Source organism: Rhizobium sp. AG207R, from assembly GCF_027109195.1.
GTDB lineage: Bacteria > Pseudomonadota > Alphaproteobacteria > Rhizobiales > Rhizobiaceae > Rhizobium > Rhizobium dioscoreae.
In genome coordinates this window covers 64,225-88,245 of record NZ_JAEPVT010000008.1, presented here as the reverse complement: position 1 = coordinate 88,245, position 24,021 = coordinate 64,225, and the positions used below count along the sequence as shown (strand labels likewise).

The following is a 24,021-nucleotide window of genomic DNA, read 5'->3' as shown; positions in this document are numbered from 1 at the left end:
GTCTGGCGACCGATAGCCGCGCATCCGCGCGCCATCGCTTCCAAACCGAGAATAGTAGTGCTCAATGGAGCCAGGTCATGCGACAGGCACTTGCAGCAATCATCACGGCCACCCTTTCATTTCAATCCATAGAAGCGCAAGAGACCAATTTGGAGCCGAATCATCCCTGTGCCGGCATGTGGGTCACCGACGACAATCGTGTGCGCCATGAGCTTCTGCCGAACGGACGCTATGTCGAGGCCCGCGGCCAGCGGGAGCGAGCCTATGAGGGCCGCTACGAAGTCGACGGGACGCATATCGAGTACTGGGACCACACGGGCTTCATTGCCGACGGCGATTTCGTCGATGCCAACACATTGCGCCATGGCGGCATGATCTTACGACGTCAGCGAGCAACGCCTTGACATACCAGTTGACAGGGGCGGAGCCCACTCAGTGCCGCCCTGTCACCGTGACCTGTCCACCTCGCGTAGGAGGTCGATGAAAGCTCGGAGTGGTGACGGAACGTGCCGGCTGCGAGGGTAATAGAGCGCCAGCCCCGATGTCGGCGGGCACCATTCATCAAGCACGGTGACCAATTGACCGGACGCCAGAAATGGCTGCGCGAAATAGTCGGGTACATAGGCGATACCGCGCCCGTCTATCGCCGCCTGGACGAGAAGATCATTGTCATCGAGGGTGAGGTTGCCGGGGACGTCGATCGCCACTTCGGCGCCCCGTTTTGAGAACTCCCAGCGATAGCGCTTCCCGCTCGGCAGACGCTGGCGGATGCAGCGGTGCGCGTAAAGGTCGTCGGGCGTATGCGGTCTTGCTCTGCTCTCGAGGTAGGATGGCGCTGCCACGGCGATGAAACGCACGTCGCCGCCGAACTTCACCGCGACCATGTCTTTCGGAACAGCTTCCAGCAAGCGGATGCCGGCATCGAAACCCTGTTCCACGATATCGACGAGCCGTCCTTCCGAAACCAAATCAAGCTCGACGTCGGGATAACGATCGAGAAAGCTTGGAACGACGTCGGCGAGCAGGATGCGAGCGCCGCTCTTATTGGCGTTGATCCGCAGCGGACCGCTTGGGGTACCGCGTTCCTCCGATAGGGTATCGAGCGCTTGATCGAGATCCTGCAGAACCGGGTCGAGTCGTGCGAGCAGGCGGGCGCCAGCCTGGGTCAGCGACACGCTGCGCGTCGTCCGATTGAAGAGCCGTACGCCTACTTTTCCCTCCAGTCCAATGATCGCGTGGCTAAGGGCGGAGCGCGAGACGCCCATGATGTCGGCGGCTCTGCGGAAGCTCTGGTGATTGGCCACCGCGGCAAAGGCGGCAAGATCGTTCAGGCTGGGCCGTGACATTCGTGATATATCCTCACCGCATCATCTCAAATTGAAGATCTTATATCACCAATGCTGCCGAATTACATTCCGAGATGAACAGATCAGGAGTTTCTATGCCAAAGACATGGTTCATTACCGGCGCCTCCTCGGGGCTCGGTCTCGAGATGACACAACAGCTGCTTGATAAGGGACACAAGGTGGTCGCCACGGTCCGCCGTGTGGGCGCGCTGACGGAACTTGCGCAGGAATACGGCGATCGTCTCGATATCGTTGAGCTCGACCTGGTCGAGCCGGAAAGCATTGACTCCGCCGTTAAAGGAGCATTCCAACGGCACGGCCGGATAGACGTGATCGTCAGCAACGCCGGTTACGGCCTGTTCGGTGCTGCGGAAGAGCTCACGAATGAGGAGATCGACCGACAGATCGCCACAAACCTCGTCGGCTCCATCCATCTAATCTGCGCAGCATTGCCTCTTCTTCGAAGGCAAGGCGGCGGGCGGATCGTCCAGTTTCGTCCGAAGGTGGGCAGATCGCCTATCCGGGCTTCAGCCTCTATCACGCAACCAAGTGGGGCATCGAGGGCTTTGTCGAAGCCGTGGCTCAGGAGGTGGAGCCTTTCGGCATCGACTTCATCATCGTCGAGCCGGGGCCGACCGGCACGAATTTCGGAGCTAATCTTGTCTGCGCGACACCGATGGATGTTTACGATGACACTCCCGCCGGGGCGGTTCGCCGGGCGATTACGCAAGGCAGCTTCGAGATCAACGGCGATGCGGCGCGAACCGTGGCCGCAATCATATCAGCCGCCGAGAGCGAGAAGCCGCAGCTGCGGCTGGCGCTGGGCAGCACGGCCTATTCGTCTATCTCAAAGGCGCTTTCCACACGCCTGTCCGCTCTCGAGGCGCAACGGGAGGTGGCGAATTCTGCCGACCGCCAGGACTTGTGAACCGCGAGAGCGGCCTGGAAACACAGATCTCATGAATAGGAAAGGAAACACCATGTGCATCCGACCAGCCATGTTGGCTCTCGCCATAAGCGTCTCGTCTTCCGCCTTCGCGCAGACAGCGGCTGAAAACCAGGTTGTAGGCACCTGGCGCATGGTGTCGGCAACCATCGATCCCGGCGGCAAGAACACCGCCGCCTATGGAAAAAAACCCAACGGTCTTCTCGTCTTCACCCCCGACATGCACTTCGTGGAAGTCCTGACCGACGCCGATATCCCGCCCTTTGCTTCCAATGCTCGCGGTGAGGGAACGGACGATGAAAACCGCATGGCTATGTCACGCAGCATCGGGTTCTTCGGCACCTACACCGTCGATGAGAGGGGCGAATTCAGCGGCAACCGTGTCGAGGGATCGACATTCCCAAACTGGGTTGGCAGCGCGCGAACACGCGATGATTTCACGCTGGTCGTGGACGGCGACCGCATGACCGAGCAATTCCGCAGGCCGGAAGGCACCGAAATCCGGATCGAGTGGCAGCGCGTCACATGAGGCACGAGGGGTTAATTCCTGCAAGGCCTCGACCTCCGGGCGTGCGCCGTCAGTCATTCGCCTCCCAGTCGTAGCTTCTCATATAGTCGAGAAATGCGCGCATGGCGGCGCTCGGCAGGCGACGGCTGGGGTAGTATAAAAACCAGTGTGGCAAGGTCAGACTCCAGTCGGAGAGAAGCTCCACCAGCTGCCCGGTCCCGAATATAAGGCTTGGTGTAGTCATCGAAGACATGGGCGATTCCTCTGCCCGCCAGCGCAGCTTGCAATTCATTATGCGCAGAGCTGACGGTCAAACGGCCGGTCGGAGCGATTTCGATTTCCTCGTCTCCCTCGGCGAACCGCCAGGTGACGAGCGTGCCGCCAGGGAAACGACGTTTGATACAGTCGTGCTCAACGAGTTCGGGGGGCGTCTGCGGCTCTCCGCACCTCTTGATGTAGTCAGGTGAAGCAACGATTGCATAACGAAGTGCGGGTCCAAGCGGGAGCGCAATCATGTCCTGTGCCAACTGCTTGCCGAACCTAACGCCAGCATCGAAACCCTGTTCTACGATATCGATGACGGTCGCATCGCTGATAATCTCGATCTTCACCTCGGGGTAAACATCCATGAAGTCGAACACGAGCGGGCAAAGAAAATGATCGACGGCCGGTGCCGGTGCGTTGATCCTGACGGTACCCGATGGGCTATCGCGCAGTTCATCGACCTCTGCGATGGCAAGCCGGATGTCGCTCAACGCAGGTGCCAGACGCTCAAGAAGGCGCTGTCCTGCCTCCGTCGGAAACACGCTCCTCGTCGTCCGGTTGAGGAGCCGGATACCCAGAGCCTCTTCCAGCCCATTCATCGTTTGGCTCAAGGCAGATGAAGAGACGCCGCGCTCAAGTGCTGCCGCGCGGAAGCCGCCACAGCGCACGATGGCCACGAAGACATCGAAACTGTCTAGGCGAATAGGGTCCATTGCGAAGTTTTTCTAATCAAGCTGACAACTTTATAGCAGATTATCAGATCAATAGCGCCGTGTCATGATTGCGGAAACTAAACACAGCCCTGTGGAAAGCCCTCTTCGTTGACAATGTCCGCGAGGAAAAGGGACGAAGCGGTGCGTCCAGAAGAAGGAACGACAGATGAATGCCTTTACCCTTAACAGACGCGCTATCATGCTGTCCGCTCTCGCAGGTGCTTCAACCATGCTCATCCCAAGCCTGGGTAACTCCGGCGACGCCCACGCCCAGGCGGCGTCTTCGGTGGCCGTCAATGCTGGTTATTACCGTTTCCGTGTCGGCGAAATCAGCGCGATTGTCTTGAGCGATGGTGTGATAGGTGGCCCGCCCCGCGTCTATGCAAGCAACGCGCCGGAAGCCGAGCTTCAAGAAGTCCTGCGGCAGGCGTTTCTTCCGACCGACCACATGACGCTCAACCTCAACACGCTGCTGATCGAGACCGGCGGCCGGCGGATTCTGATCGAGGCTGGCGCCGGCAAGACAATGGGCCCGAACGGTGGCCGCATCTTTGATAATCTGGCGGCTATCGGTCTTAGTTCCGCGGACATCGACGCCATCGTCATCTCTCATACCCATCCCGACCATGTCGGCAACTTGAGAACCACGGACGGTGGCAAGGCCTTTCCCCGCGCCACTGTCTTCGTCCCGAAGGCCGACTGGGACTTCTTCGTCCGCACCGATCCGGATCTCTCCTACATGCCCGTGCCGGAGGAATTCCGTCTGCGCTTCGCGGCAAACATCAAGAACAGCCTCGCGCCGGTCATGAACGACGTCGAGCTTTATGAAGCCGGCACCGAGATCGTGCCGGGTCTGGCGACGATCGTCGCATCCGGCCACACGCCCGGAATGGCCACCTTCCTCGTCCATTCAGGAAGCGACCAGTTGCTGCTGACGGCAGACCTTGCCTATCACCCCGTCGTCAACGTCGACAAGCCATGGCTGCCCGGGCCTGACCGCGACAAGGAAACGGCCCTTGCCTCCCGTCAGCGCATCTTCGACCGCGCGGCTACCGAGCGCATGCCAGTGTTGGGCTTCCACTATCCGTTCCCCGGCCTCGGACGGATGCTAAAGACGGATGGCGGCTACGCCTGGGTACCCGCCAACTGGCAGTTCTGACGGCTGAGGAAAAGGAGAGATCGCATAGACCAGTCGAAGATCAATAGACGCAGCTTCCTCGGGACGATGGGTGCGGCGGCAACAGGGCACTGGCCACCAACGCTGCGGGGCAAACCTAGGACACGAATATGGTGCCAGCCGCCGGATCTAGTCCGGATGTGCTAACCCGCACTTTGCCGCGTACCGACGAAAGGGTCGCGGCCCTGGACCTCGGCACCTTCCTGACCTTTGATCTGAAGCCCGGGGATCGGCGCGACGCACTCCGGCAGGTCTTCGAACGGTACGTCGCCGCAGGCGGTCGCGTCGTCGACACGTCACCTCTCTACGGTTCGGCGGAAGTTAGCGTCGGCGAGTTCATGGGCGAATTTGAGCGATCGGACGAGATGTTCCTCGCCAACAAGGTCTGGTCCACAGGAGAATATCTCGCGGACGAAAGCCACGCTGTTGAAAGCTTTCGCCAGTCGCGCATGCGGACATGGCGTGACACGATCAATCTGATGCAATGCCACAGCATCACCAATGCGCCGGTCGTCATTCCGCTGATGAAGGCATGGAAGAAGGAAGTGCTCATATGGAGACGATTCCCGGCTTTGGCTCCATCGGCACGATGCCGTGGTATCCCGGCAAGGAGAATATGTATTCTGGCCTGATCCGAGAGGCACAGGCGAACGCCGCGCAGCGCCTGCGGTACAGCCATACCGGGCCGACGCTGCGGCAGCATCCGGTCGCCGTCCTTCGCAAGGACCTCTCGGAGCTCAACATCATCCCTGTGCCGAGGCGATGACTGCACGGGACGGCTGTTGGGTTTAAACGGCGGGCTGGTGCTCGTGCGGCAAATCCAGGGTCGGAAGGGCGTCATGCCCATTACCATCGAAGACGAGATAGCCGTTTTCCAGGATGATCTTGTCGACATGCGCGGCAACGCCAGCCGATCCCCAATTCATCTCGGCGATGGAGACGTTGCCGCAATCCGTCGCCTGGCTGGCATCCGCCGACGCCCAGGCGCCGGCCACATAACAAATGCTATAAACCTGTACATGATCAGGGATCTCCCATCTCGGTTTCGGGCTTCAATTCCTCTTGGCTGAACAAGTTTGACCGTAGCCGCGCGGACTGAGCCGCGACCGATATGGCCAGAGTCTAGGACAGCAGGCGGCTGTCGAAGGGATAGCATGTCAGATCTTCGTACCCGGTCTCGGTAATGAGCACCTGATCCTCGAGCTTGATGGAGAAATCGCCGCCCTCGGGGCTAACGAGGGCTTCCACACAGATGGTCATGCCCGGTTCCAGCGCGACATCGAAGGCGCCCTCGACCCATGCATCCGGATAGGGCACGAACGGCCATTCGTCGCAGAGGCCAACGCCGTGCATCTTGCAGGAGTATTTCTGTTGCCAATAGCGGTCCGCGAGCCGATGGCCTCCATGCGTTAGCTCCTTGATCGTCACGCCCGGCTTCAGCATCGCCATGTTCTCGCGGATATGGTCGACGGCGTGGTTCATGGCAGAGATCATGTTGTCGCTTGGCCGCGCATCGCCGATCCACCAGGTTCGAGAAATGTCCACGCACATGCCATAACAGCCGACGAGGTCGGTAGAGGGCATTCAATTAAGCAGCACCGAAATATCGAATGCGTCAGATATTTCGAAAGCTTTGGAACGTGTTCTTTGCTTGGACGTTTATGACGCGGTGAACGATAATTGGATGGGCGGAGATGCTGAGCGTAAGTATTGCGGTGCGAACAGGTGGAACGATTGAGCTTCAATCGGGGATTTACGACGACAAAGAAGCCGCAGTCCTCATTTCCTCGATGACATGATCGTCCCAGGTGGAAGCTACGGACATGATCCACGAAACGCGTCGCTCAGGAATTTGTAGACGCAGAGCGGAGAATTTCGAGATTTTGACCAAAATTCTATAAGTGCGCAAAAGATTCGCGGCATTTGTAGAAGTATCAGATCTCTGAAAAACCACGCGCGATCGCTGTGCCATCTCAGATGTTTGGTCAACGGACGAATTCGGGTGTTGACTACCGTGTCGTGACGGAATGACCTTCCACGGTGGATGGACGTATCGGCCTCTCGCTCCGTTTCCTCGTGTTGATTCTCCGCTCGTTGTCCATGGTCGAGATGGCGCGCCTCTGGCCTTCCTTCCTCCGCCCAAATCGGCAACATCTCCGATATCGCCTTCGCCATTGAAGCTGAAGGCGATCAGCGCGATTTCGATGATCTCGTCCTTTCTCCTATCGAGGCCGGTTGTTTCCGCGTCTGGTCGCCCAGCAACTGTTCGATCTGACATTCGATCTCTCCGGCCTTGCCGATCGCGATGAGGCCTTCAGGCTGCCGACTGGTCGCGGCGACGAGTTCGCCCATGGGACTCCCGGCAGTCCGGATTCGCGGGAGCGGGCGATAATGAAGGCACGGGAGATCTATGAGCCGGATCGGCTTATTGAGAGGCTGAAGGTGAGAAGCCGGAATTTTCAGTAGATGCGAAAACAGTCGATCTGGACTGAATAACTCACGAGCCCGCAAACCCATCAGGCAAGCGGCACACACAGGGAAAGCGTTCAGGTACCTGCTGCACGGTCAATGGCTCGAAATGACCGCTGCGCCTCGCCGGGCCGTGCCCGGCACATTGTCTTGGGAACCTTCGCGGGCTGACACGGTTAGGCTACCCCTATTGGATAGATGGAGATCGAGATGAATAAGTTCGTCATTACGATGTGCGCATCACTGTTTACGTTCGGAACGGCTCTTGCGCAAAGCAGTGTTGTTGTAACTCCGGATAGTTCAGACACCAACGCTTCGACGGTGGTCGTACCGGGGGAGGTCAAAACCTATGTCACAGGACATGACGTTCCATCCGCAACTTATGAGGGTGACGTTGTTGTCGGCGCCGAACTGCCGAGTTCCGTAGAGGTGTATCCCATCCCCAGCAATAGTGATTATGCCTACACCGTCATCGGAAAACAGCGTGTCATCGTCAACCCGCACACTCACAAGGTTATCGAAATCGTTAAATAACGACCGTCTAACTAACAACTGTGTCTAAGTTGGGCTTTGATGGCTCCATGAGGCGCCATTTTTCAGGATCGCGTTTGCGATTGTTAGAGCCTCCTCGCGACAGCGACGACAAGGAGCTTGTGGGGTTTGCCACGCCCTTTCAGTCGGTGTGTGACTGATCTTGGAACAGGGTTGTGATACGCAGCGGCGAGTACACCGGCTTACTGGGGCGGTACTTTAGGCTTGGCGCCATTCTGTCTCGGTTCGCGACGACGTCTATCCACGGTAGGCCTTTAAATAGCAAACTGTCCAGCATGCCTTACTCGAGAAAGTCAGCGTGGCATAACGGCGAGCATCTTTTCGTGATTCCGAGAGGAGAGCATGATGCTCAAAGCCGCCGATCGCGTCGCTAAGGATGAAGCAATAACCATCCCGCGAATAGAGGCTGCCTTTTTGGATGATTCACTCGCAAGTGCCGATGTGAAAAGTAAGCCGATTCCATTCCTCGTCTATCGGTCAAAGCGCATTTGTAAAATTGCGCATGCTTTGCGCAAAGCTGCATAAGCGCGAAGCACATGCGAGGTTGGATGGACGTGACAAGTCCGCTAGCGCTAGCGGAAGGCTTGCCGCTGCTTATTGGAGCGCCCATCGAAGCAGTTAGGACCACGTTCGTCAGGTTCCTATCCGACTTCTTGGATCAGACTCTGCATCCGACTGATGATGTCGTCCACACGATAGCACACAAGGAATTTTTTCTTAGTTTTCAAGCGAGCGAGCTTATTTCCGCCCACTGCCCGGAAATGACTTCTGGAACAATCTTCACGGGTCAATGCCAGCGGTTCTTGCCGTCTGAATGACGAGGTCGAGGAAAAGTTGCTGGCCAACCGTGGGCAGCCATTCCGCCCGACAGGTGACGCCTATCGGCCTGGCAGTATGCCCTAATTCGAGGGGGAGTGCCTTTAGCAGTCCTCGTGAAATCTCAGCTTGTGCTTGCAGAAAGGAAATGCAGCCTAAATGATTGGTCCGATCCAGAAGTTCGCGCATGAGGATGAGCGAACTGGACTCGACGATGCTGAGCGGTTGCCGACCAAGTCCTTCGAACATTGCGTCGAAGTGCCTTCGGATCGGAGTTCCGACCTGCCCGACGACCCATGGGAACGATGCGAGCTGCTCCGTCGTCGGCACGCCCTTTTCAAGCAGGGGGTGATCCTTGCCAGCGACGACGACGATGGTGTCTGTGAACAGCACACGCTGCTCGACATCGCCGATAGGGGGCGGATCGCGCATCGCTCCAATCAGAAAATCTATCTCCCCGCGCCGCAGACCCGAAAGGAGGTCGGCGTACGGACCCTCGAGGACATGAATTGGCGTCTTTGGTCGGAGCTTTCGGAACTCTGCGATTGCTCGTGGAAGAACAAAAGAGCGCGATAGAGGCATGGCGCCGATGACGATCTGTCCAGCTTCCTCATCGTTCGCGTCGGCCAAATCGACCTCGGCCTGCGCAAGCTCCGCAAGTGCGAGACGGGCCGCCTGGGCAAGCCCGTTCGCCGCCTTGGTCGCCACAATTCCAAAGGATGTGCGATCGAACAAAGTGCGGCCCGCTTCTTCTTCGAACTGCGTGATCGCTCTGTGCACCGTTGGTTGCGCCAGGCCGAGCCTCTTTGCCGCGAGGGTGAAGTTCTCGCACTCGCGCACTGCGATCAGGGCACGAAGCTGAGATGTGGTCGTCAGCATCCGCAGGCGAGGGCTCAGTTCGTCGAGTGCAGGATCCAGATATGCAAACGCCCGCCGGACCCTCTTGGCAAGGAGGTCGCCGTGAGCCGTCGCGAAGAGCCCTGTTGGTGTTCTCGTGAACAGCTTCGTGTGAAGCTCTCGCTCGATTTTTGACAGCGCCTGCGTTACAGCCGGCTGTGACAAATGACAGGCTGCCGCGGTCTTAGTCACCGAGTTGGTGGTCACAACAGTCAGAAACACCCTCAGATGGCGAAGGTTGTGCTGGATCTGAGATGCTGGAGACTTTCCGTTATTCAATCGAGCGTCGACCCCAAAATCGCGTCGGTCCTGGCTTGCAGAGAGTCTTCGACGGACCGTGTCACCCTTCCGCCGATTTGACGTTGCCAATCCGCCGTCGCGGTTGCCATTCGATCCGGCAGTCCGAGCTCTCTCAGTGTTGCTGCAACTTCGACCATCTCCGCAGCTCTTCTTTGTCCGTGGACCATCATTCTCTCGAGGTTGTAAGTTGCTCGCTTGTTCCAGTCCAGCCCGGGATCGGAAGATTGAAGTGACGCCAGAACAGCTGCCTCGACACCGGCGCGCCTTGCAGCCAGAAAGCACTCCGCGGTCAGCGCTTCGAAGCCTTTGATCATCACTGATCTGAGCATCTTGATCGATGATGCCTGTCCGACCCTATGTCCCGCAACTGTGGCGTTCATGTTGAGGCTGGAGAGAAGGTCCAGAGCCTTGTCGGCCGACGAACCCGACAGCAAAAGCGCGGTACGGTGACGCGCGGGATATACCGGAGCCATGACCGCGACGTCGATATAGATCCCGCCGGCCACCTCGATGACTTCTGCTGCCTTTAACTTCGTGTTGGGCGAACATGAATTGCAGTCAAGGTAGAGTGCGCCTCTTTCGAGGTTTTCCGCCGCGCCGGTTGCGGCCTGCAACGCCCTATCAGCGGTCACAAGGCTAAACACGAGCTGGCGATCAGCAAGCGCTTCAGCGGGAATTTTGGCGCACAAAACCTGAAGATCCTTACAGCGGTCCTGCAGCCCGGACAGGGTCTCGAGGTCTTCGACCTTCACGTCGAACGTGGTCACGTCCTCGAGTTCTCGGCTGCTGATCTCATCGGCTCGCCATCCGGAAACAAAAGCCTGCGCGGCTTCTCCAAATCCCACCAGACCGACCTTTGTCATGCTTATCTCTCTCGACACCTGGTTTGTTCAATGCAATGAGGCGCGGAGGCAGGACCTATCTCCGCGCCTCGGTTTCAATGGGCCGGATCCTTGACGTTCTGGATCGTCTGGAATTCGGTGTTGTAAAATTCGCCGTCGACCTTCTCAACCTTCCGCATATAGATGTTCTGGATGATGTCGTGCGTCTCCGGATCGATCGAGATCGGCCCGCGCGGGCTGTTGAGCTGCATGCCCTCGGCGGCCTTGACAAAGGTCGCACCGCTTGCGTCGCCCTTGGTCTTGTCAAGCGTCTTGTAGATCAGGTCCAACGCATCCCATGCCGCGGCCGCGACCATGTTCGGACGCATCCCGTCGTTGTTCTTCTTGAAGGCTTCGACGAACGTCTTGTTCTGCGGTGAGTCATGATTGGTGGAGTAAGGGCCTCCGGTGATAACCCCCAGCGCGGGCTCGCCCATGTCGTTCAGCAAGTCGTCATCCGTGACGTCAGCCATGGCAATGACCTTGATGCCAGACTTGTCGAGACCGCGTTCGACAAATTGTTTCATGAAGGCCGCGCCGGCGCCCGTCGGAACGAACACGAACAGGCCTTCAGGCTTTTCATCCGCAGCTCGTTGAAGGAAAGGCGCGAAATCGGGATTTGCGAGCGGAACTTTGAGCTTGGAAACGATCGTGCCGCCATTCTCCTCCAATGTCTTCGAGAACCATTCCTCGGCATCCTTGCCCGGGCCATAGTCCGATACGATCGAGACGAACTTCTTCGTACCGTTTTCGGAAGCCCATTTTCCGATGACGCTCGCGACCTGCGGGATCGTCCAGGAGGTGCGAAGCATGTACGGGGACGCCTTCATGATCGAGGAGGTGGCCGCCACCATAATCACCTGAGGGATCTTCGCACGTTTCGAAAGTTGTGCCACCGAAAGCGCCGTCGGTGTGTTGCCGAATCCGGTCAGGATCGACACCTTGTCGTTGGTGACGAGTTCCTGGGAGATGCGAAGCGCATTGTCCGGAGAGCTGGCGTCGTCCTTCACGATAAACTCAACCTTCTTGCCGCCGGCTGTGTCGCCGTGCGTGGCAACGTAAGTCTTTAGCGCTGCGTTGATCTGACGCCCATTCGATTGGAAGCCGCCCGTCATCGGAATAACGACGCCGACCTTCACCGCATCTTCGGCACGTCCGGAAACGGCGGTCGCCGCCATGATCGTGAGCACTGCAGCCGCTGTGGCAATGATGCCTTTCATGTTCATTCTCTCCTCCTTGTTGACCGGGTTATGGCCATTTTTGGCCGCACGCCGTTTGCTTGATTTCATTCGATCGGTTGCCGGAGCTGCGATCACTAGGCCGCACCGACGCCGAGAAACTTGCCCAACGTCGCCCGATCATCGGCAAGGCAAGCGCTGCTACCCGAATACGCGACGCTTCCCCGATCAAGAATGACCGCGCTATCCGAGATCGCGAGGATCTGTTGCGCATGCTGCTCGACGATAATTGCGGCAAGACCTTCTTCCCGAACGATCCTTCGAATGGCTACCAGCAGTTCCTCGACAATGATCGGCGCGAGGCCTTCAGTCGGTTCGTCGAGCAGTAGAATACGCGGATTGAGAACCAGAGCGCGGGCGATCGACAGCATCTGCTGCTCGCCGCCTGAAAGCTGATTGCCTAAATTCGAACAACGCTCCTGGAGCCGGGGGAAGAGTTCGTAGACAGCTTGCAGCGTCCATCTCCCAGGTCTCGCCACCGCGGTGATGTTTTCCTCGACGGTCAAAGAACGGAAGATCCCGCGCTCTTGTGGAACCCAGCCGACGCCAGCCTCGACCCGCCGCTCCGGGGCCATGCGCTCGATAGAGGCGCCATTAAGCTTGATCGAGCCGGACTGGTACCGGGTCAGCCCGACGATCGTGTTCAGTGTCGTCGTCTTGCCCACGCCATTGCGGCCGAGCAGTGCAAGAGCCGTTCCCTGTTCCACCGAGATGTTGACGTTGTGAAGCACTGTCGCCTTGCCGTAACCGGCGGACAGTGCATCTATCCTGAGAACTTCAGTCATGGGCACCCCCAAGATAGACTTCCTTGACGCGTTGATCCCGGGCGATCTCGTCTACGCTGCCTTCCGCAAAAAGCGCGCCTGAGACAAGGACGGAAATCCTTTTGGCGAAGTTGAAGACGAGATCCATGTCGTGCTCGATCAGCAGGATAGAGACGTCCGATGGCAAGGCCGATATCCGCCTCATGACCTCCTTCCGGTCGGCTTCGGGCACACCCGCGGCGGGTTCGTCAAGCAGTAGCACGCGCGGTTTGGATGCTATCGCCAGCGCGATCTCCAGGAGGCGTTGCTTGCCGTAGGGCAGCGCCGAGCATTTTTCGTCGCCCACTCCGTCGAGGCCAAAGTCTTCGAGCAGGATTCCAATCTCCTTCTCCAATCCTTTGATTGCATGCGTTGGCCGCAGGAGGTTCCATCCGCGGCGGTCACGTTCAGCAATGACGAGCGCCAGGCTCTCAATCACGGTCAATCCTGCAAAGAGCTGGTTGATCTGGAAGGTTCGAACCAGTCCCCTTGCGACCCGTCGCTCCAGCTTTAGGCGGGTGACAACTTCTCCGTTCAGTAAGATCTCGCCACCTGATGGCTGCAAAACGCCGGTGAGCAGATTGATGAATGTCGTCTTCCCCGCACCGTTAGGGCCGATCAGTGCGTGGCGCGCGCCATGCTCCAAGCCAAAGTTGACATCTGTGGTCGCATTCAAGGCGCCGAACACCTTATTCAGACCCCTTGTTTCCAAGGCGAGCGCGGTCATGACGCTTCTCCTTTCGACGCCCGGATCGAAGATGGCGCCTTTCGCGCACCGAGGCCACGTGCTGCTATTTGTTCGATGATCTGGCGCGGCCGATCCCGGCCCACGAGAACGAAGGCGACCAGTAGGATGCCGAGCCAGAACTGCCAGTATTGCGGGGTCACGGACGAGAGAGCGTCCTGGATCAGTTCGTAGAAGAGCGCCCCGATCAGACCGCCGTAGAGATAACCCGTTCCGCCGATGACGAGCACCATCAACCCGTCTGCAGACTTTTGAAACGAGAGGACGTCGAGCGAGATGAACTGCTGTGTCTGGGTGAAGAGTGCGCCAGCGATGCCCGCATAGGCACCCGCCAGCGTATAAATCGCAATCTGGCGAGCCTTCACCGGGATACCGACGGCTGAAGCGCGCAGCGGATTGTCGCGGATGGCCTTCAGGGAATTGCCGAAGGGCGAGGCCATCAGATAGCGGGCGAGCACGAACAGGACGAAGAGGACCGTCAGGCAATAGGCATATCCGACATGGCCATAGATGTCGAAATTGAAGGACCCGAACAGCGGATCAATCGTGATGTTTTGCAGTCCGTCGGCCCCGCCCGTCAGCCATCCGGCCTGGTTGGCGATCTCGTGGAGAACCGCGGCAACGCCGAGAGTGACCATCAGCCGCGTCAGATCGGCGCCACGCAACAGCAGGAAACTGGTCGCCAGCGCCACGGCGGCACCCGCCGCTGCCGCAACCAATAATCCGATCAGCGGCTCTCCGGTAACGTAGATCGAGAATAGGCCGCTGGCGTATGCGCCAACGCCGTAAAGCGCGGCCTGTCCGAGGGTCACGATCCCCGCGAAGCCCAGGATCAGGTCGATCGAGAGGGCGAGGAGGGCGAAGATCGTAATCTGGGTGAGGATCAGGTGTTCATCAGGCAACAGGAACCAGGATGCCACCGCAGCGATCCAGAATAGGACTTCCAGCAAAGCCCACCGGGTTTGTCGCCTCAGGCTTGCTTTGACAGCATTCGAAAGCGGACCATTGAGTTGGTGCGTCACGGACATCAGCCAGCCCTCGAGAAAAGGCCCTGGGGACGAACAACGAGAACAGCCACGAGCACGATGTAGATGATGAAGCCGCCAAGCGACGGCACGTAGTATTTACCGAGGACGTCGGCCATCCCGAGCAGGATCGAGGCGACGAGCGGTCCGGTCATGCTCGACGTTCCGCCGACAGACACCACGATCAGGAAGTAGACCATGAACTTCAGCGGGAAGGTTGGGTCGAGGCCGAGGATTTCCGCTCCAAGCGCCCCTCCCAGTCCTGCAAGACCGGATCCGGCGGCGAAGGTCGCCGCAAAGATCGTGTTGACGCGGATGCCGACGCCGCGAGCAACCCGCTGATCGTCCACCGACGCCCTCAGCCTGCTGCCGAAGCGCGTGCGGCTGAGGACAAGCTGCAGGCAGCCTGCAAGGACGCCGCACACGAGGATCAGAAAGGCGCGATAGACGCCAATACCGACACCGAAAAAGGATACGCGTCCTTTCAGGAATTCAGGCAGATCGAGAATCTGCTGCTGCGACCCCATCAGATAGTCGATACCGGCGACAGCGATGAAGACGATCCCGATCGAGAATAGAACCTGATCCAGGTGGGTCTTGTGGAACAGCCTTGTGTAGAGAGTCCGTTCCAGAACCAGGCCCGCGATGGCCGTGAAGATGAAGGCGATCGGCAGCGTCAGCAGAAATGGCACGCCCCAGCGGTTTGTCAGGATGACGGTGACATAGCCACCAGCCATAGCGAAGGCGCCGTGCGCCAGGTTGATGAAATTCATCAGCCCGAGGGTGACAGCCAATCCGCACGACAGGACGAACAGCAACATTCCATAGGCCAGCCCATCGAAGAGAAGGGTCAACATGCTTCCTCCCTGTGCCGCCGATATTCTCGCTTCTTCGGGTGGCACATCACGTTGCGGGCTCGACAAGACGAGCCAGTTTTAGTCGCATCAGGGTGGAGGGATCGAGCCGGGAAGGCTATTTCAAAATGGCCCGCATGATATAACAAAAAGCTATAGCGCGACCGGCGCTTTTCGATGCGAAGATTCATCTATAGCGAAAACTTATCGGATTAGCGTCACTTCCAAATTGGCAAATCGCTTTCCCCGGCGCGATATCTCTCTAACAGGAAGGAGACATCCAATGTCGGAAAAGAAGACTGCACTCGTAATCAGTGCCCATGCCGCTGATTTCGTCTGGCGCTGCGGTGGCGCGATCGCCCTACATGCTGACAAAGGATACGACGTAACGGTCGTATGCCTTTCATTCGGTGAGCGCGGTGAGTCAGCCAAGCTTTGGAAAGAAAACGGCATGACGCTGGAGAAGGTCAAGGCGGCAAGACGCCGCGAAGCGGAGAAGGCCGCGAAGACGCTTGGCGTGCATGATCTCATCAGCTTCGACCTCGGCGACTACCCGCTGCGGCTGACAGACGAGGACAAGTACCATCTCGTCGACGTTATCCGCGACGTGCAGCCCTCCTTCATGCTGAGCCATTCCCAATACGACCCTTATAACACGGACCATATGTATGCCACGCAGGTGGCCCTCGAGGCGCGCATGATCGCGCAGGCGTGGGGTCACAATCCCGGCCAGGAGGTGCTTGGCGCACCGCAGCTCTACCTGTTCGAGCCGCACCAGACGGAGCAGATGGGCTGGAAGCCCGATGTTTTCCTTGACATAACACCAGTCTGGGAAAAGAAGCGCGCGGCTATCGAATGCATGGAAGGCCAGGAGCACCTCTGGGAATTCTATACCCGCGTCGCTCAGAACCGTGCCAACCATTTCCAGCGTAATTCCGGCGGCCAATCCGGCGGCCGCGCATCGAAATATGCGGAAGGGTTCCAGTCGATCTTTCCGCGCACGGTCGACGAGCTTTGATCGACCTAGGGAGGATGAACATGGAGCCGTGCTTCGACATCGCGCACCTGGCGCACGTCGAGATGTACACGAACAAGTTCGATGAAAGTCTCGATTTCTTTTTGCGCATTTACGGTCTGACGCTTTCGGCTCAGGACGAGAATTCGGCATATCTTCGGGCCTGGGACGATTATGAGTTCCATACCCTGAAGCTGACGCGCCACCACACGACGGGCGTTGGGCATATTGCCTATCGCGCATCCTCGCCCGAGGCGCTGACGCGCAGAGTTAAGGCGATCGAGGAGAGCGGCTTCCATATTATAGGCTGGGTGGACGGTGATCAGGGTCACGGACGGGCGTTTCGGTTCAAGGATCCGTTCGGACACGTGTTCGAGCTCTACTACGACACCGTGCGCTACCAGCCGCCGGAAGAGCAAAAGCCGGCTCTGAAGAACATTGCATCCCGATATCACGGGCAGGGATGCCATCCACGCCGCCTCGATCATCTGAACCTCCTGGCTTCAGACGTGACCGAATTCCGGCGATTCATGCAAACCTGCCTCGGCTCGAGGGTGACGGAGATGATCCAGCTCGATAACGGCCGAGTCGGTGGCTGCTGGTTCACGATCAACAACAAAGGGTACGACCTTGCCTGCACGGAAGAGCACGGCAAAGGCGACGCCCGACTCCATCATGTCACATACGCGACGGATACGCGCGAGGAAATCCTGCGGGCTGCCGATATCTTTCTGGAGAATGGCGTGCATATCGAAACCGGGCCGCACAAGCATGCGATCCAGGGAACCTTCTTCCTCTACGTCTGGGAACCTGCCGGCAACCGCGTCGAGCTTGCCAATGCCGGTGCCCGACTGATCCTTGCTCCGGATTGGGAGCCCGTCGTGTGGACGGAAGCAGAGCGCAAGAAGGGGCAGGCCTGGGGGCTAAAGACCATCGAAACATTCCACACCCACGGCACACCGCCCGTGGGGTCGAAAGGAGAATGAAGTGGGTATCGTCGTACAGAACATCGAACGAGCGAGCCAATCGGTTATCGATCGTCTTGCCGCCGCCGGCGTCGCAACGGTACACGAAGCTCAGGGCCGCAAGGGGCTGTTTGCAAGCTACATGAGGCCAATCTATCCCGGCGTCCAGATTGCGGGATCCGCGGTAACAATTTCCGCGCCTCCGGGTGACAACTGGATGATCCATGTCGCGATCGAGCAGATCAAGGAAGGCGACATTCTTGTGATCGCGCCGACATCGCATTGCGAGGATGGTTACTTCGGCGATCTTCTCGCGACCTCCGCTCTCGCTCGAGGTTGCCGCGGGCTCATCATCAATGCGGGCGTGCGCGATGTCCGCGATCTGACAGCCATGAAATTTCCGGTCTGGTCGAAGGCGGTATCGGCGCAAGGAACCGTCAAGGAAACGCTCGGTTCGGTGAACGTACCGGTTGTTTGCGCCAGTGCTTACGTCGAGCCGGGCGACGTCATCGTTGCCGATGATGATGGCGTCTGTGTCGTCAAGCGGGCGGAAGCGGAAGAGGTTGCGGTCGCTGCGGAAAAGCGCGTCGCCAATGAAGACAGCAAACGCAAGCGTCTCGCCGCGGGTGAGCTTGGGCTCGACATCTATGAAATGCGGCCCAAGCTCGAAGCCAAGGGGCTGAAATATGTATGAGGATGGAATCCCTTGCCTCTGGATGCGTGGCGGGACATCAAAGGGCGCTTACTTCCTCGCCAGTGACCTGCCGGACGACCCAGAGCAGCGAGATGAGCTTCTGCTGCGGGTCATGGGATCTCCTGACCCTCGGCAGATCGACGGCATCGGTGGCGCAGACCCACTAACTTCGAAGGTGGCGGTTCTGTCTCCCCCGACGAGAAGCGATGCTGATGTGGACTACCTGTTCCTTCAGGTCTTCGTCGACCAGGCCTTGGTAAGTGACGCCCAAGGCTGCGGAAACATTCTCGCAGGGGTGGGACCCGCGGCCCTGGAACGAGGCTTGGTTCCAGTCTCGGGGGAGGTGACCCCCGTGCGAATCCATATGGTCAATTCCGGTGAGGTTGCGGTCGCAAAGATAAGCACGCCTGGCGGCAAAGTAAGCTATCTTGGTGATACTGGCATCGCGGGAGTACCAGGCAGGCACGCAGCGATTCCGATCCTGTTCACGAACACTGAGGGCTCGATGTGCGGATCCCTTCTGCCGACAGGCAGGGAAGTCGACGTCATTGATGGGATTGAGGCGACGCTCATCGATAACGGCATGCCGTGCGTGATCATGCGGGCAACAGACTTCGGGTTGACGGGACAAGAATCGCGCGAGGACCTTGAGGCCAATAATGGCTTAAAACAGCGGCTCGAGGCCATCCGATTGCAGGCCGGGCCGAAGATGAAACTCGGCGATGTCAGCACGGCGTCGGTTCCGAAGATGACTTTGGTGTCAGGGCCGGCCGCCGGTGGTGCAATCAACACGCGCAGCTTTATACCTCATCGAGTTCATGCTTCAATTGGCGTATTAGCCGCCGTCACGGTCGCAACAGCAACCCGCATTCCCGGAACGCCTGCCAACAAACTTGTCACTGCACCGTCGGATGGGCGGTATCGCATCGAGCATCCTACAGGCGAGATGGAAGTGTTCCTGGAACTGACGGAGCAGGCAAACGTCACGGGGGCAGGCACCGTGAGGACTGCCCGAAAGCTATTCGATGGGTTGGTCTTTCCCATTGAAAAGCGCGAAAAGCAATCTCACTGAGCTGGACCAAGCCAATGAAATCCATGTTTCTTCGCTATGCCACCCCATTCATCACGGGCCTCTTCTTGGTCTCGCTGGTATCGGGAATCGCTCTCTTCCTACACCTTGGGCAGTCTTGGTTCCGTGCGATGCATGAGTGGCTGAGCATGGTGCTCATCGTACCATTTCTCCTCCATGTGTGGAAAAATTGGCGACCGTTCACGAACTATTTCCAGCGTCTGCCCATGACCGTTGCACTCGGAGTTTCCCTTGCTGCATCACTTTACTACGCAACGATCTCCAACGCGCCGGGTTCGCACACTGGAGGACCTCCGCAGATCGCGTTCGCAAACCGAATCTTGCAGAATCGGGTCTCGGATGTCGCGCCTTTGCTCGCGACTTCATCCCAAGCCCTTCAGGAGCGGCTGCTAGCTGCGGGATTTTCAGCAGTCAGCCCTGATATGCATCTCAATGAGATCGCGGCTCGGTCCGGCAAGGGTGAAGCAGAATTGATCAACATCCTGACTGCGTCGCCCTAGCTGTATGCCGAGAGGTTTTTGGTGAAGTCCTGACGGAAAATCTAATCGCCTACCACACTGTCAAGGAGATGGCGATTGACGCACCCAACCTGATCGGATTCGGTTTGCAACCGCCTGAGCAGAACAAAAAAGAGAACCAGGGATTCAGCTGCCGCCTTTATTTCTACAGATCGTCAATGAGACTCCCAGGCCAAAAATTCCTGGTCGGTAGCGATCTTCCCAGCCCGGTCTGGGCGTGCGGCCCCGTTGTCGTGGCGGCGCGTCGACACAGGCGCCAGTGTCAGCTTATCAACCACGACGAGCTGCAAGAGCCTTCTCAGCGTTAGACATGCCGCTTCACCCGGGCAACTGCTCGAATCATGAAAGGGAAGGCCTGTGCTCCGGCTCCATTTTATAACTGATGGGCGAGCGTCACGACCATGGTCTGGTGACGCTTAAGGCCTTCAACAGCCCTGCCAACGTCCTTTTGTCGGCGAGGCGCATGACAGCGACGACGGGGCCAGGCGACGTAGTAATGCTCCGTTGGCGCAGCCGCGACCATCTCACCCTTGGTCCGATCCCAACAAGGGTTTTCGATTCTGCCGTTCAATCCCAGCCCCCGGAAGCGCGTTGTTCCAGCGCGCGATATAGAAAGGATGAGTGGTGCGCGTGCTCAGTGCGCCGAGGCATGCCGCCTGCACGATATGCCCGTTGGAGTCTAGACGGGTTGAGGACCTGAGATCGTCGTTAACGTCGGGAGATAGTCCGCCAGATGAATGTGGAAATAGCGGTTGAGGATCTCAAATCGTCATTTCAGCCCAAGCTCGTGACTCGCCCAAGGGTCTGCTCCATGCGAAATTTCTGATGATAGGGCCTACGGTTCTGATTCCTCAAGAGCTTGGATTCCTTCCATTTGTAAAAAGTTGGTCGCTTGGCGGTGTGATGGAGACATGCACAATTTTGCTTTCGATTCGCTCCGCGAATATCTCTCCTTTGAGGATCAGCTAGATCAGTTCCGGTGACCTGTCAGCGAAGGTTCAGCGTCTGCGTGGCCTCTTACCGCCTTCATGCTGCCATTTGGCATCGGCCTCAGTTTCAATCAGACGCCATGCCGATTGCAATTAGTCATTCCTTGACTTTCAATTGGTCATGGACAGGGGGGCGTTCGGAGCGTTGCTGGAAACTTTCGTCTTTGGGGAGATCCTTAAACTCGCCAGCAGTGGACATGGCCGCTTTGAGTTCTCGCATTTTCGTGACAAGCAGCAGAATGAAGTCGATATTGTCATCGAGGACAGAGGAGGGAGGGTTGTCGGCATCGAGATAAAAGCGGCAGCATCCGTCTCGACTTCCGATTTTTCCGGATTGAGAATGTTGGCCGAAGCATCTGGAGAGCGGTTTGTTTCGGGCATCGTCTTGTACGACCATGACAAGGTTGTCCCGTTCGGGGAACGCCTGTCCGCCGTGCCAATTTCGGCATTGTGGCGTTAGCGCGTGGGAATTTCTCTTCAGTCTCCAGGCCTGAACATTCTTGAAACTTCGAGCGCTTCGATAAAGCCGGCCTCCAGTTCGAATCCCTTCACATCAACGGATCCGACCACGGATCGTGAGCTTTAAAAGTGGTGTTGTAGCTTATTGCGGCACGACTGCTTTGCGCCCTCAGCCAAGCCGGCGCTCGATGTTGCTCGGTTGACCAAGCTCTTCCGGGATCGAAGGGAAACGATCAAGCCCGGCGTCGGCATCGAGAAACTGACACTCATTGCCGTCATGAGCGACCGCTTGGCGAGGAGCAGCGATCGTCACTGGTGACCATGCGGGCGAGGATATCACGCCGCTGATCGACACCTTCGGAAACCAGGGACAGTGCGTCTATCGCATCGCGCCTATGGCCTCCGATGTTCCTGAATGCAGCGTCTCGGCTGCAGCCGAGGACGTCATTGAAACCTGGGTGCATCACTGGCCAAATGGTGTGCATTCGGGCTTACGGTAGTTGGCAATCGGCTCTCAAGACGGTACCTGCTGCTTTTGCGTTTTATCGACATACACCGTGGAATGTCATGCGGTACGAAGGCGCCCGCCTTACATGAAGGATCGCCCCCGGTGCAACTTCGTGACGCCAATCTAGGAGATTCATGCAAGACATTATCAAGCGGCAGCCGGTGCTTCTGGACATGATTTATGACGCAATCAACACTGCCCCTGCAGCCTTGGCGCGGTCGTTTTGTACATAGCACAAGATCCTGAGATCGTTTTGGGACTGTCGGTGGCGGAACTCGCTCATAATACCGACAGCGGGTCTGCTTCTATCGTTCGGTTTTGTCGAATACTCGGTTTTTCAGGTTTTCGTGAGTTCAAGATTGCGCTCAGTGGCGAAATCGAACGGGCTCGAGCGCTGGATCTCGCTCAACGCTCTAATGTAGCGATATCACCATAGCCACGCGCTCGCCCGCTTTGTCATCCCGACATTCTGCTGGTGAATATGCCAAATAATTGATCAAGTTTTGAGCTCCTCATGAGCCGTCGGTCGAATTGCGACAGATTAATCTGCCTATCGGCTGGTTGATGGCAGACCCACCGGTCGCAAGCCAGAAGGTGCCCCGCCCGCCGCTCCCGTCATTTCCAAAACCGCTTCGCGTCGAGCACATCATCGACATGGGCCTGGGCACTGTCGATCAAGGCATCCTTCTCGGCATGGGAAAGAACCGTGTCGCTCGCCGGGTGGTTCGCCAGCCAGTGTTTCTCCAGGACGCCGGGAACCGACACCAGATCGTTCAATGCTCCCAAGTCGTCTTGAAGGGCTTCCATCGCGGCAAGGAATTTCGCGTGCCGACGCCTGCCGCGCTTGTCATCGAAAAGCGATGCGAAGAACTCGGCTGCATAGCGAAGCTTTTTCGCATCCTTGCGAACCTTGTGACGATGCTCGTCGTCCAGCTTTGCCAGCGCGCCGCCGTCCTTCTTGAGCTTCTTGCGCTGTTTCTCAAGTGCCCGCCCAGCGAAGGTGAGTGCATCCGGAATTTCCGCCGACACTGGGGAATTGCCATGAAGGTAGTCTCCACATTCAAGCCATTGCAGCAGGTCAAGCATCAGTGCTCGCGCGCGCGGTGAGGATAAGGCATCGACCGCATCACGGTAGGTGTTCTCGCGCGCTGCTTTCAGCTTAAAGACAAGATCCGGTTCGGCCGCTTTCCCGAGCAGGACGTCGACATTGCGGGCCTCTCCAAGCACCGCCGCCAGCCATCGCAATTCGTTGTTCAGCCGCCGCGGCTCCTCGTCAGGAAGCACCGGTTTGAATATGGAGAAGGCCGATCGCAGCCGCCGCAGCGCCACGCGCGCCTGATGGAGAGCCTCGGCGTTGCGTCGATAAAGGAGGACATCCTCGTTCAAGCGGAACTGCCGTAAGCACGAAGACGCGATGGCCTTGAACGCCGCCGCGGCATTCATGTCACGATCGAGATGAAGCGGCTCCGACTTGAAGACCGTCTTCTGCGCCTCGACAAGGGCGTAACCCCGCTCCGCCTTCGAACGCACCCCGAACCGAAAGCGGGCAATCTCGTCTATCTTCCTGGCAAAAGTAAAGAGATCGCTGGGACTGCCATCCTTCAGCTCGATTTCGGTCTCACGGATCGGAGAAGAGCGTTCGCCCGAAACCACTTCGCCCCGGTCGACGACGACCTCGAGGCTGGAACCATTCTCCTCCGCATTCCACAGCCGCCTTTCGACGACAACATCGAAGAGCGGCTCCAGTTTCAGGCTGTTTCCAAATTCCCCCAGAAGCGGCGAGGTGTGGTCGAGAACGGGTTCCTCTCGCTCAACCGGCGTCTCCCACTCGGATCTCGCAAACAGCGACCTGCCGGGTCCAGTCGCCTTGACGGTTTGGGTGCGCGCGGCGCCCACCTGCCGAATTCGAAGCGTGAAGCCTTTTTTCCACAGTCTACGATCGGAGGTGTCGAAGTAGGTGGACCGCTGCCGGACAATCTTTTCGGGCTCGCCCAGCAGATCGGAACCAAGGATGGCTTCGAGGGATTCGGGTGAGAGATCAAGCTTGACTTCGGTTTCTGACGACAAGGCGGACTCCGTTTGATAAGGCCGAATTCAGCACGGACCTAGCTGTCATAGTCCAGTGCTATAGCGACTGTATGAGAGATAGGAAGAAATCGAAAACAGCCATGCTCTCGAGCGCGCAACGATATGCGTCGAACGTTTCCGCCGCTCGCGATGTTCCGCAGGCGGGTGCGATCTGTTACCGC

22 protein-coding genes and 7 pseudogenes are annotated in these 24,021 nt (G+C 58.1%); 17 read left to right on the top strand and 12 right to left on the bottom strand.

The features are described from left to right. Positions 1-77 precede the first annotated feature (77 nt). Positions 78-404, top strand: coding sequence for an Atu4866 domain-containing protein (locus JJQ51_RS20015; protein WP_269245178.1), 327 nt, complete (start codon positions 78-80; stop codon positions 402-404). 42 nt (positions 405-446) lie between these two features. On the opposite strand, the gene JJQ51_RS20010 is transcribed toward JJQ51_RS20015, so the two are convergent. Further along, a complete protein-coding gene (locus tag JJQ51_RS20010; protein ID WP_113391225.1) occupies positions 447-1,346 on the bottom strand; it encodes a LysR family transcriptional regulator in 900 nt (299 codons plus the stop codon). 74 nt (positions 1,347-1,420) lie between these two features. On the opposite strand from JJQ51_RS20010, the pseudogene JJQ51_RS20005 reads away from it, so the two are divergent. Both JJQ51_RS20005 and JJQ51_RS20000 read left to right on the top strand, forming a co-directional pair. Further along, a pseudogene (locus JJQ51_RS20005) lies at positions 1,421-2,274 on the top strand (SDR family oxidoreductase). Positions 2,275-2,326: 52 nt separating this feature from the next. Next, positions 2,327-2,821: a lipocalin-like domain-containing protein gene (locus JJQ51_RS20000; RefSeq protein ID WP_269245177.1), complete on the top strand. Its 495-nt coding sequence runs from the start codon at positions 2,327-2,329 to the stop codon at positions 2,819-2,821. 49 nt (positions 2,822-2,870) lie between these two features. Here the strand turns inward: JJQ51_RS20000 and JJQ51_RS19995 are convergent. Then, positions 2,871-3,777: pseudogene (locus JJQ51_RS19995) on the bottom strand (LysR family transcriptional regulator). A gap of 166 nt (positions 3,778-3,943) precedes the next feature. Here JJQ51_RS19995 and JJQ51_RS19990 point away from each other — a divergent pair. The 3 genes and pseudogenes from JJQ51_RS19990 to JJQ51_RS32850 all read left to right on the top strand — a co-directional run. After that, on the top strand, positions 3,944-4,936 hold the full coding sequence (locus JJQ51_RS19990; RefSeq protein ID WP_113391229.1) for an MBL fold metallo-hydrolase: 993 nt from the start codon (positions 3,944-3,946) through the stop codon (positions 4,934-4,936). Positions 4,937-5,064: 128 nt separating this feature from the next. Beyond that, on the top strand, positions 5,065-5,586 hold the full coding sequence (locus tag JJQ51_RS19985) for an aldo/keto reductase (RefSeq protein ID WP_442967328.1): 522 nt from the start codon (positions 5,065-5,067) through the stop codon (positions 5,584-5,586). Between the two features lie 38 nt (positions 5,587-5,624). Then, positions 5,625-5,817, top strand: a pseudogene (locus JJQ51_RS32850) (hypothetical protein); the annotation flags it as partial. Here the strand turns inward: JJQ51_RS32850 and JJQ51_RS19980 are convergent. Both JJQ51_RS19980 and JJQ51_RS19975 read right to left on the bottom strand, forming a co-directional pair. Beyond that, positions 5,818-5,958, bottom strand: a pseudogene (locus tag JJQ51_RS19980) (ABC transporter substrate-binding protein); the annotation flags it as partial. It lies immediately after the preceding pseudogene. 118 nt (positions 5,959-6,076) lie between these two features. Continuing rightward, complete coding sequence (locus JJQ51_RS19975; RefSeq protein WP_113391230.1) at positions 6,077-6,538, bottom strand: M24 family metallopeptidase; 462 nt, start codon at positions 6,536-6,538, stop codon at positions 6,077-6,079. A 663-nt stretch (positions 6,539-7,201) separates the two neighbouring features. Here JJQ51_RS19975 and JJQ51_RS19965 point away from each other — a divergent pair. The 3 genes and pseudogenes from JJQ51_RS19965 to JJQ51_RS19955 form a co-directional block, all read left to right on the top strand. Next, positions 7,202-7,420 (top strand): annotated as a pseudogene (locus JJQ51_RS19965) (hypothetical protein); the annotation flags it as partial. Between the two features lie 213 nt (positions 7,421-7,633). Beyond that, positions 7,634-7,957, top strand: coding sequence for a DUF1236 domain-containing protein (locus JJQ51_RS19960; RefSeq protein WP_269245176.1), 324 nt, complete (start codon positions 7,634-7,636; stop codon positions 7,955-7,957). A 360-nt stretch (positions 7,958-8,317) separates the two neighbouring features. Further along, the gene (locus tag JJQ51_RS19955) at positions 8,318-8,500 is read left to right on the top strand and encodes a hypothetical protein (RefSeq protein ID WP_162749491.1); all 183 of its coding nucleotides are present in this window, start codon (positions 8,318-8,320) and stop codon (positions 8,498-8,500) included. Between the two features lie 255 nt (positions 8,501-8,755). On the opposite strand, the gene JJQ51_RS19950 is transcribed toward JJQ51_RS19955, so the two are convergent. The 7 genes from JJQ51_RS19950 to JJQ51_RS19920 all read right to left on the bottom strand — a co-directional run bounded on the left by JJQ51_RS19950 (position 8,756) and on the right by JJQ51_RS19920 (position 15,537). Beyond that, positions 8,756-9,967, bottom strand: coding sequence for a LysR family transcriptional regulator (locus tag JJQ51_RS19950; RefSeq protein ID WP_113391233.1), 1,212 nt, complete (start codon positions 9,965-9,967; stop codon positions 8,756-8,758). Further along, on the bottom strand, positions 9,964-10,851 hold the full coding sequence (locus tag JJQ51_RS19945; protein WP_113391234.1) for an NAD(P)-dependent oxidoreductase: 888 nt from the start codon (positions 10,849-10,851) through the stop codon (positions 9,964-9,966). Before JJQ51_RS19945 ends, JJQ51_RS19950 begins: the two co-directional genes overlap by 4 nt. A 74-nt stretch (positions 10,852-10,925) precedes the next feature. Then, the gene (locus JJQ51_RS19940) at positions 10,926-12,095 is read right to left on the bottom strand and encodes an ABC transporter substrate-binding protein (protein ID WP_269245175.1); all 1,170 of its coding nucleotides are present in this window, start codon (positions 12,093-12,095) and stop codon (positions 10,926-10,928) included. Positions 12,096-12,184: 89 nt separating this feature from the next. Further along, positions 12,185-12,892: an ABC transporter ATP-binding protein gene (locus tag JJQ51_RS19935; RefSeq protein ID WP_113391236.1), complete on the bottom strand. Its 708-nt coding sequence runs from the start codon at positions 12,890-12,892 to the stop codon at positions 12,185-12,187. Further along, positions 12,885-13,637, bottom strand: a complete 753-nt coding sequence (locus JJQ51_RS19930; RefSeq protein ID WP_113352380.1) for an ABC transporter ATP-binding protein — start codon at positions 13,635-13,637, stop codon at positions 12,885-12,887. Before JJQ51_RS19930 ends, JJQ51_RS19935 begins: the two co-directional genes overlap by 8 nt. Beyond that, positions 13,634-14,683, bottom strand: coding sequence for a branched-chain amino acid ABC transporter permease (locus JJQ51_RS19925; RefSeq protein WP_113391237.1), 1,050 nt, complete (start codon positions 14,681-14,683; stop codon positions 13,634-13,636). Before JJQ51_RS19925 ends, JJQ51_RS19930 begins: the two co-directional genes overlap by 4 nt. Further along, on the bottom strand, positions 14,683-15,537 hold the full coding sequence (locus JJQ51_RS19920) for a branched-chain amino acid ABC transporter permease (RefSeq protein ID WP_113352382.1): 855 nt from the start codon (positions 15,535-15,537) through the stop codon (positions 14,683-14,685). The genes JJQ51_RS19925 and JJQ51_RS19920 overlap by 1 nt, the downstream gene beginning before the upstream one ends. Positions 15,538-15,817: 280 nt before the next feature. Between JJQ51_RS19920 and JJQ51_RS19915 the strand changes: the two genes are divergently transcribed. From JJQ51_RS19915 to JJQ51_RS32950, 8 genes and pseudogenes are all read left to right on the top strand, one after another. Next, entirely contained in the window at positions 15,818-16,552 is a 735-nt protein-coding gene (locus tag JJQ51_RS19915) for a PIG-L deacetylase family protein (RefSeq protein WP_113391238.1), read from the top strand. A 20-nt stretch (positions 16,553-16,572) separates the two neighbouring features. Further along, positions 16,573-17,535 (top strand): VOC family protein, encoded by a 963-nt coding sequence (locus JJQ51_RS19910; RefSeq protein WP_113352384.1) that lies wholly within the window; start codon positions 16,573-16,575, stop codon positions 17,533-17,535. A gap of 1 nt (position 17,536) precedes the next feature. Further along, entirely contained in the window at positions 17,537-18,208 is a 672-nt protein-coding gene (locus JJQ51_RS19905) for a 4-carboxy-4-hydroxy-2-oxoadipate aldolase/oxaloacetate decarboxylase (protein WP_113352385.1), read from the top strand. Further along, entirely contained in the window at positions 18,201-19,280 is a 1,080-nt protein-coding gene (locus tag JJQ51_RS19900) for a 4-oxalomesaconate tautomerase (RefSeq protein ID WP_113391240.1), read from the top strand. Before JJQ51_RS19905 ends, JJQ51_RS19900 begins: the two co-directional genes overlap by 8 nt. 14 nt (positions 19,281-19,294) lie before the next feature. Further along, entirely contained in the window at positions 19,295-19,798 is a 504-nt protein-coding gene (locus JJQ51_RS19895; protein ID WP_113420988.1) for a DUF4405 domain-containing protein, read from the top strand. A 1,131-nt stretch (positions 19,799-20,929) separates the two neighbouring features. After that, positions 20,930-21,265: pseudogene (locus JJQ51_RS19890) on the top strand (DUF4143 domain-containing protein); the annotation flags it as partial. A 162-nt stretch (positions 21,266-21,427) separates the two neighbouring features. Beyond that, positions 21,428-21,734 (top strand): annotated as a pseudogene (locus tag JJQ51_RS19885) (DNA polymerase Y family protein); the annotation flags it as partial. Between the two features lie 303 nt (positions 21,735-22,037). Beyond that, positions 22,038-22,208 (top strand): hypothetical protein, encoded by a 171-nt coding sequence (locus tag JJQ51_RS32950; RefSeq protein ID WP_442967338.1) that lies wholly within the window; start codon positions 22,038-22,040, stop codon positions 22,206-22,208. Between the two features lie 179 nt (positions 22,209-22,387). Here JJQ51_RS32950 and JJQ51_RS19880 read toward each other — a convergent pair whose 3' ends face one another. Then, positions 22,388-23,839: a CYTH and CHAD domain-containing protein gene (locus JJQ51_RS19880; RefSeq protein WP_269245173.1), complete on the bottom strand. Its 1,452-nt coding sequence runs from the start codon at positions 23,837-23,839 to the stop codon at positions 22,388-22,390. Between the last annotated feature and the right edge of the window lie 182 nt (positions 23,840-24,021).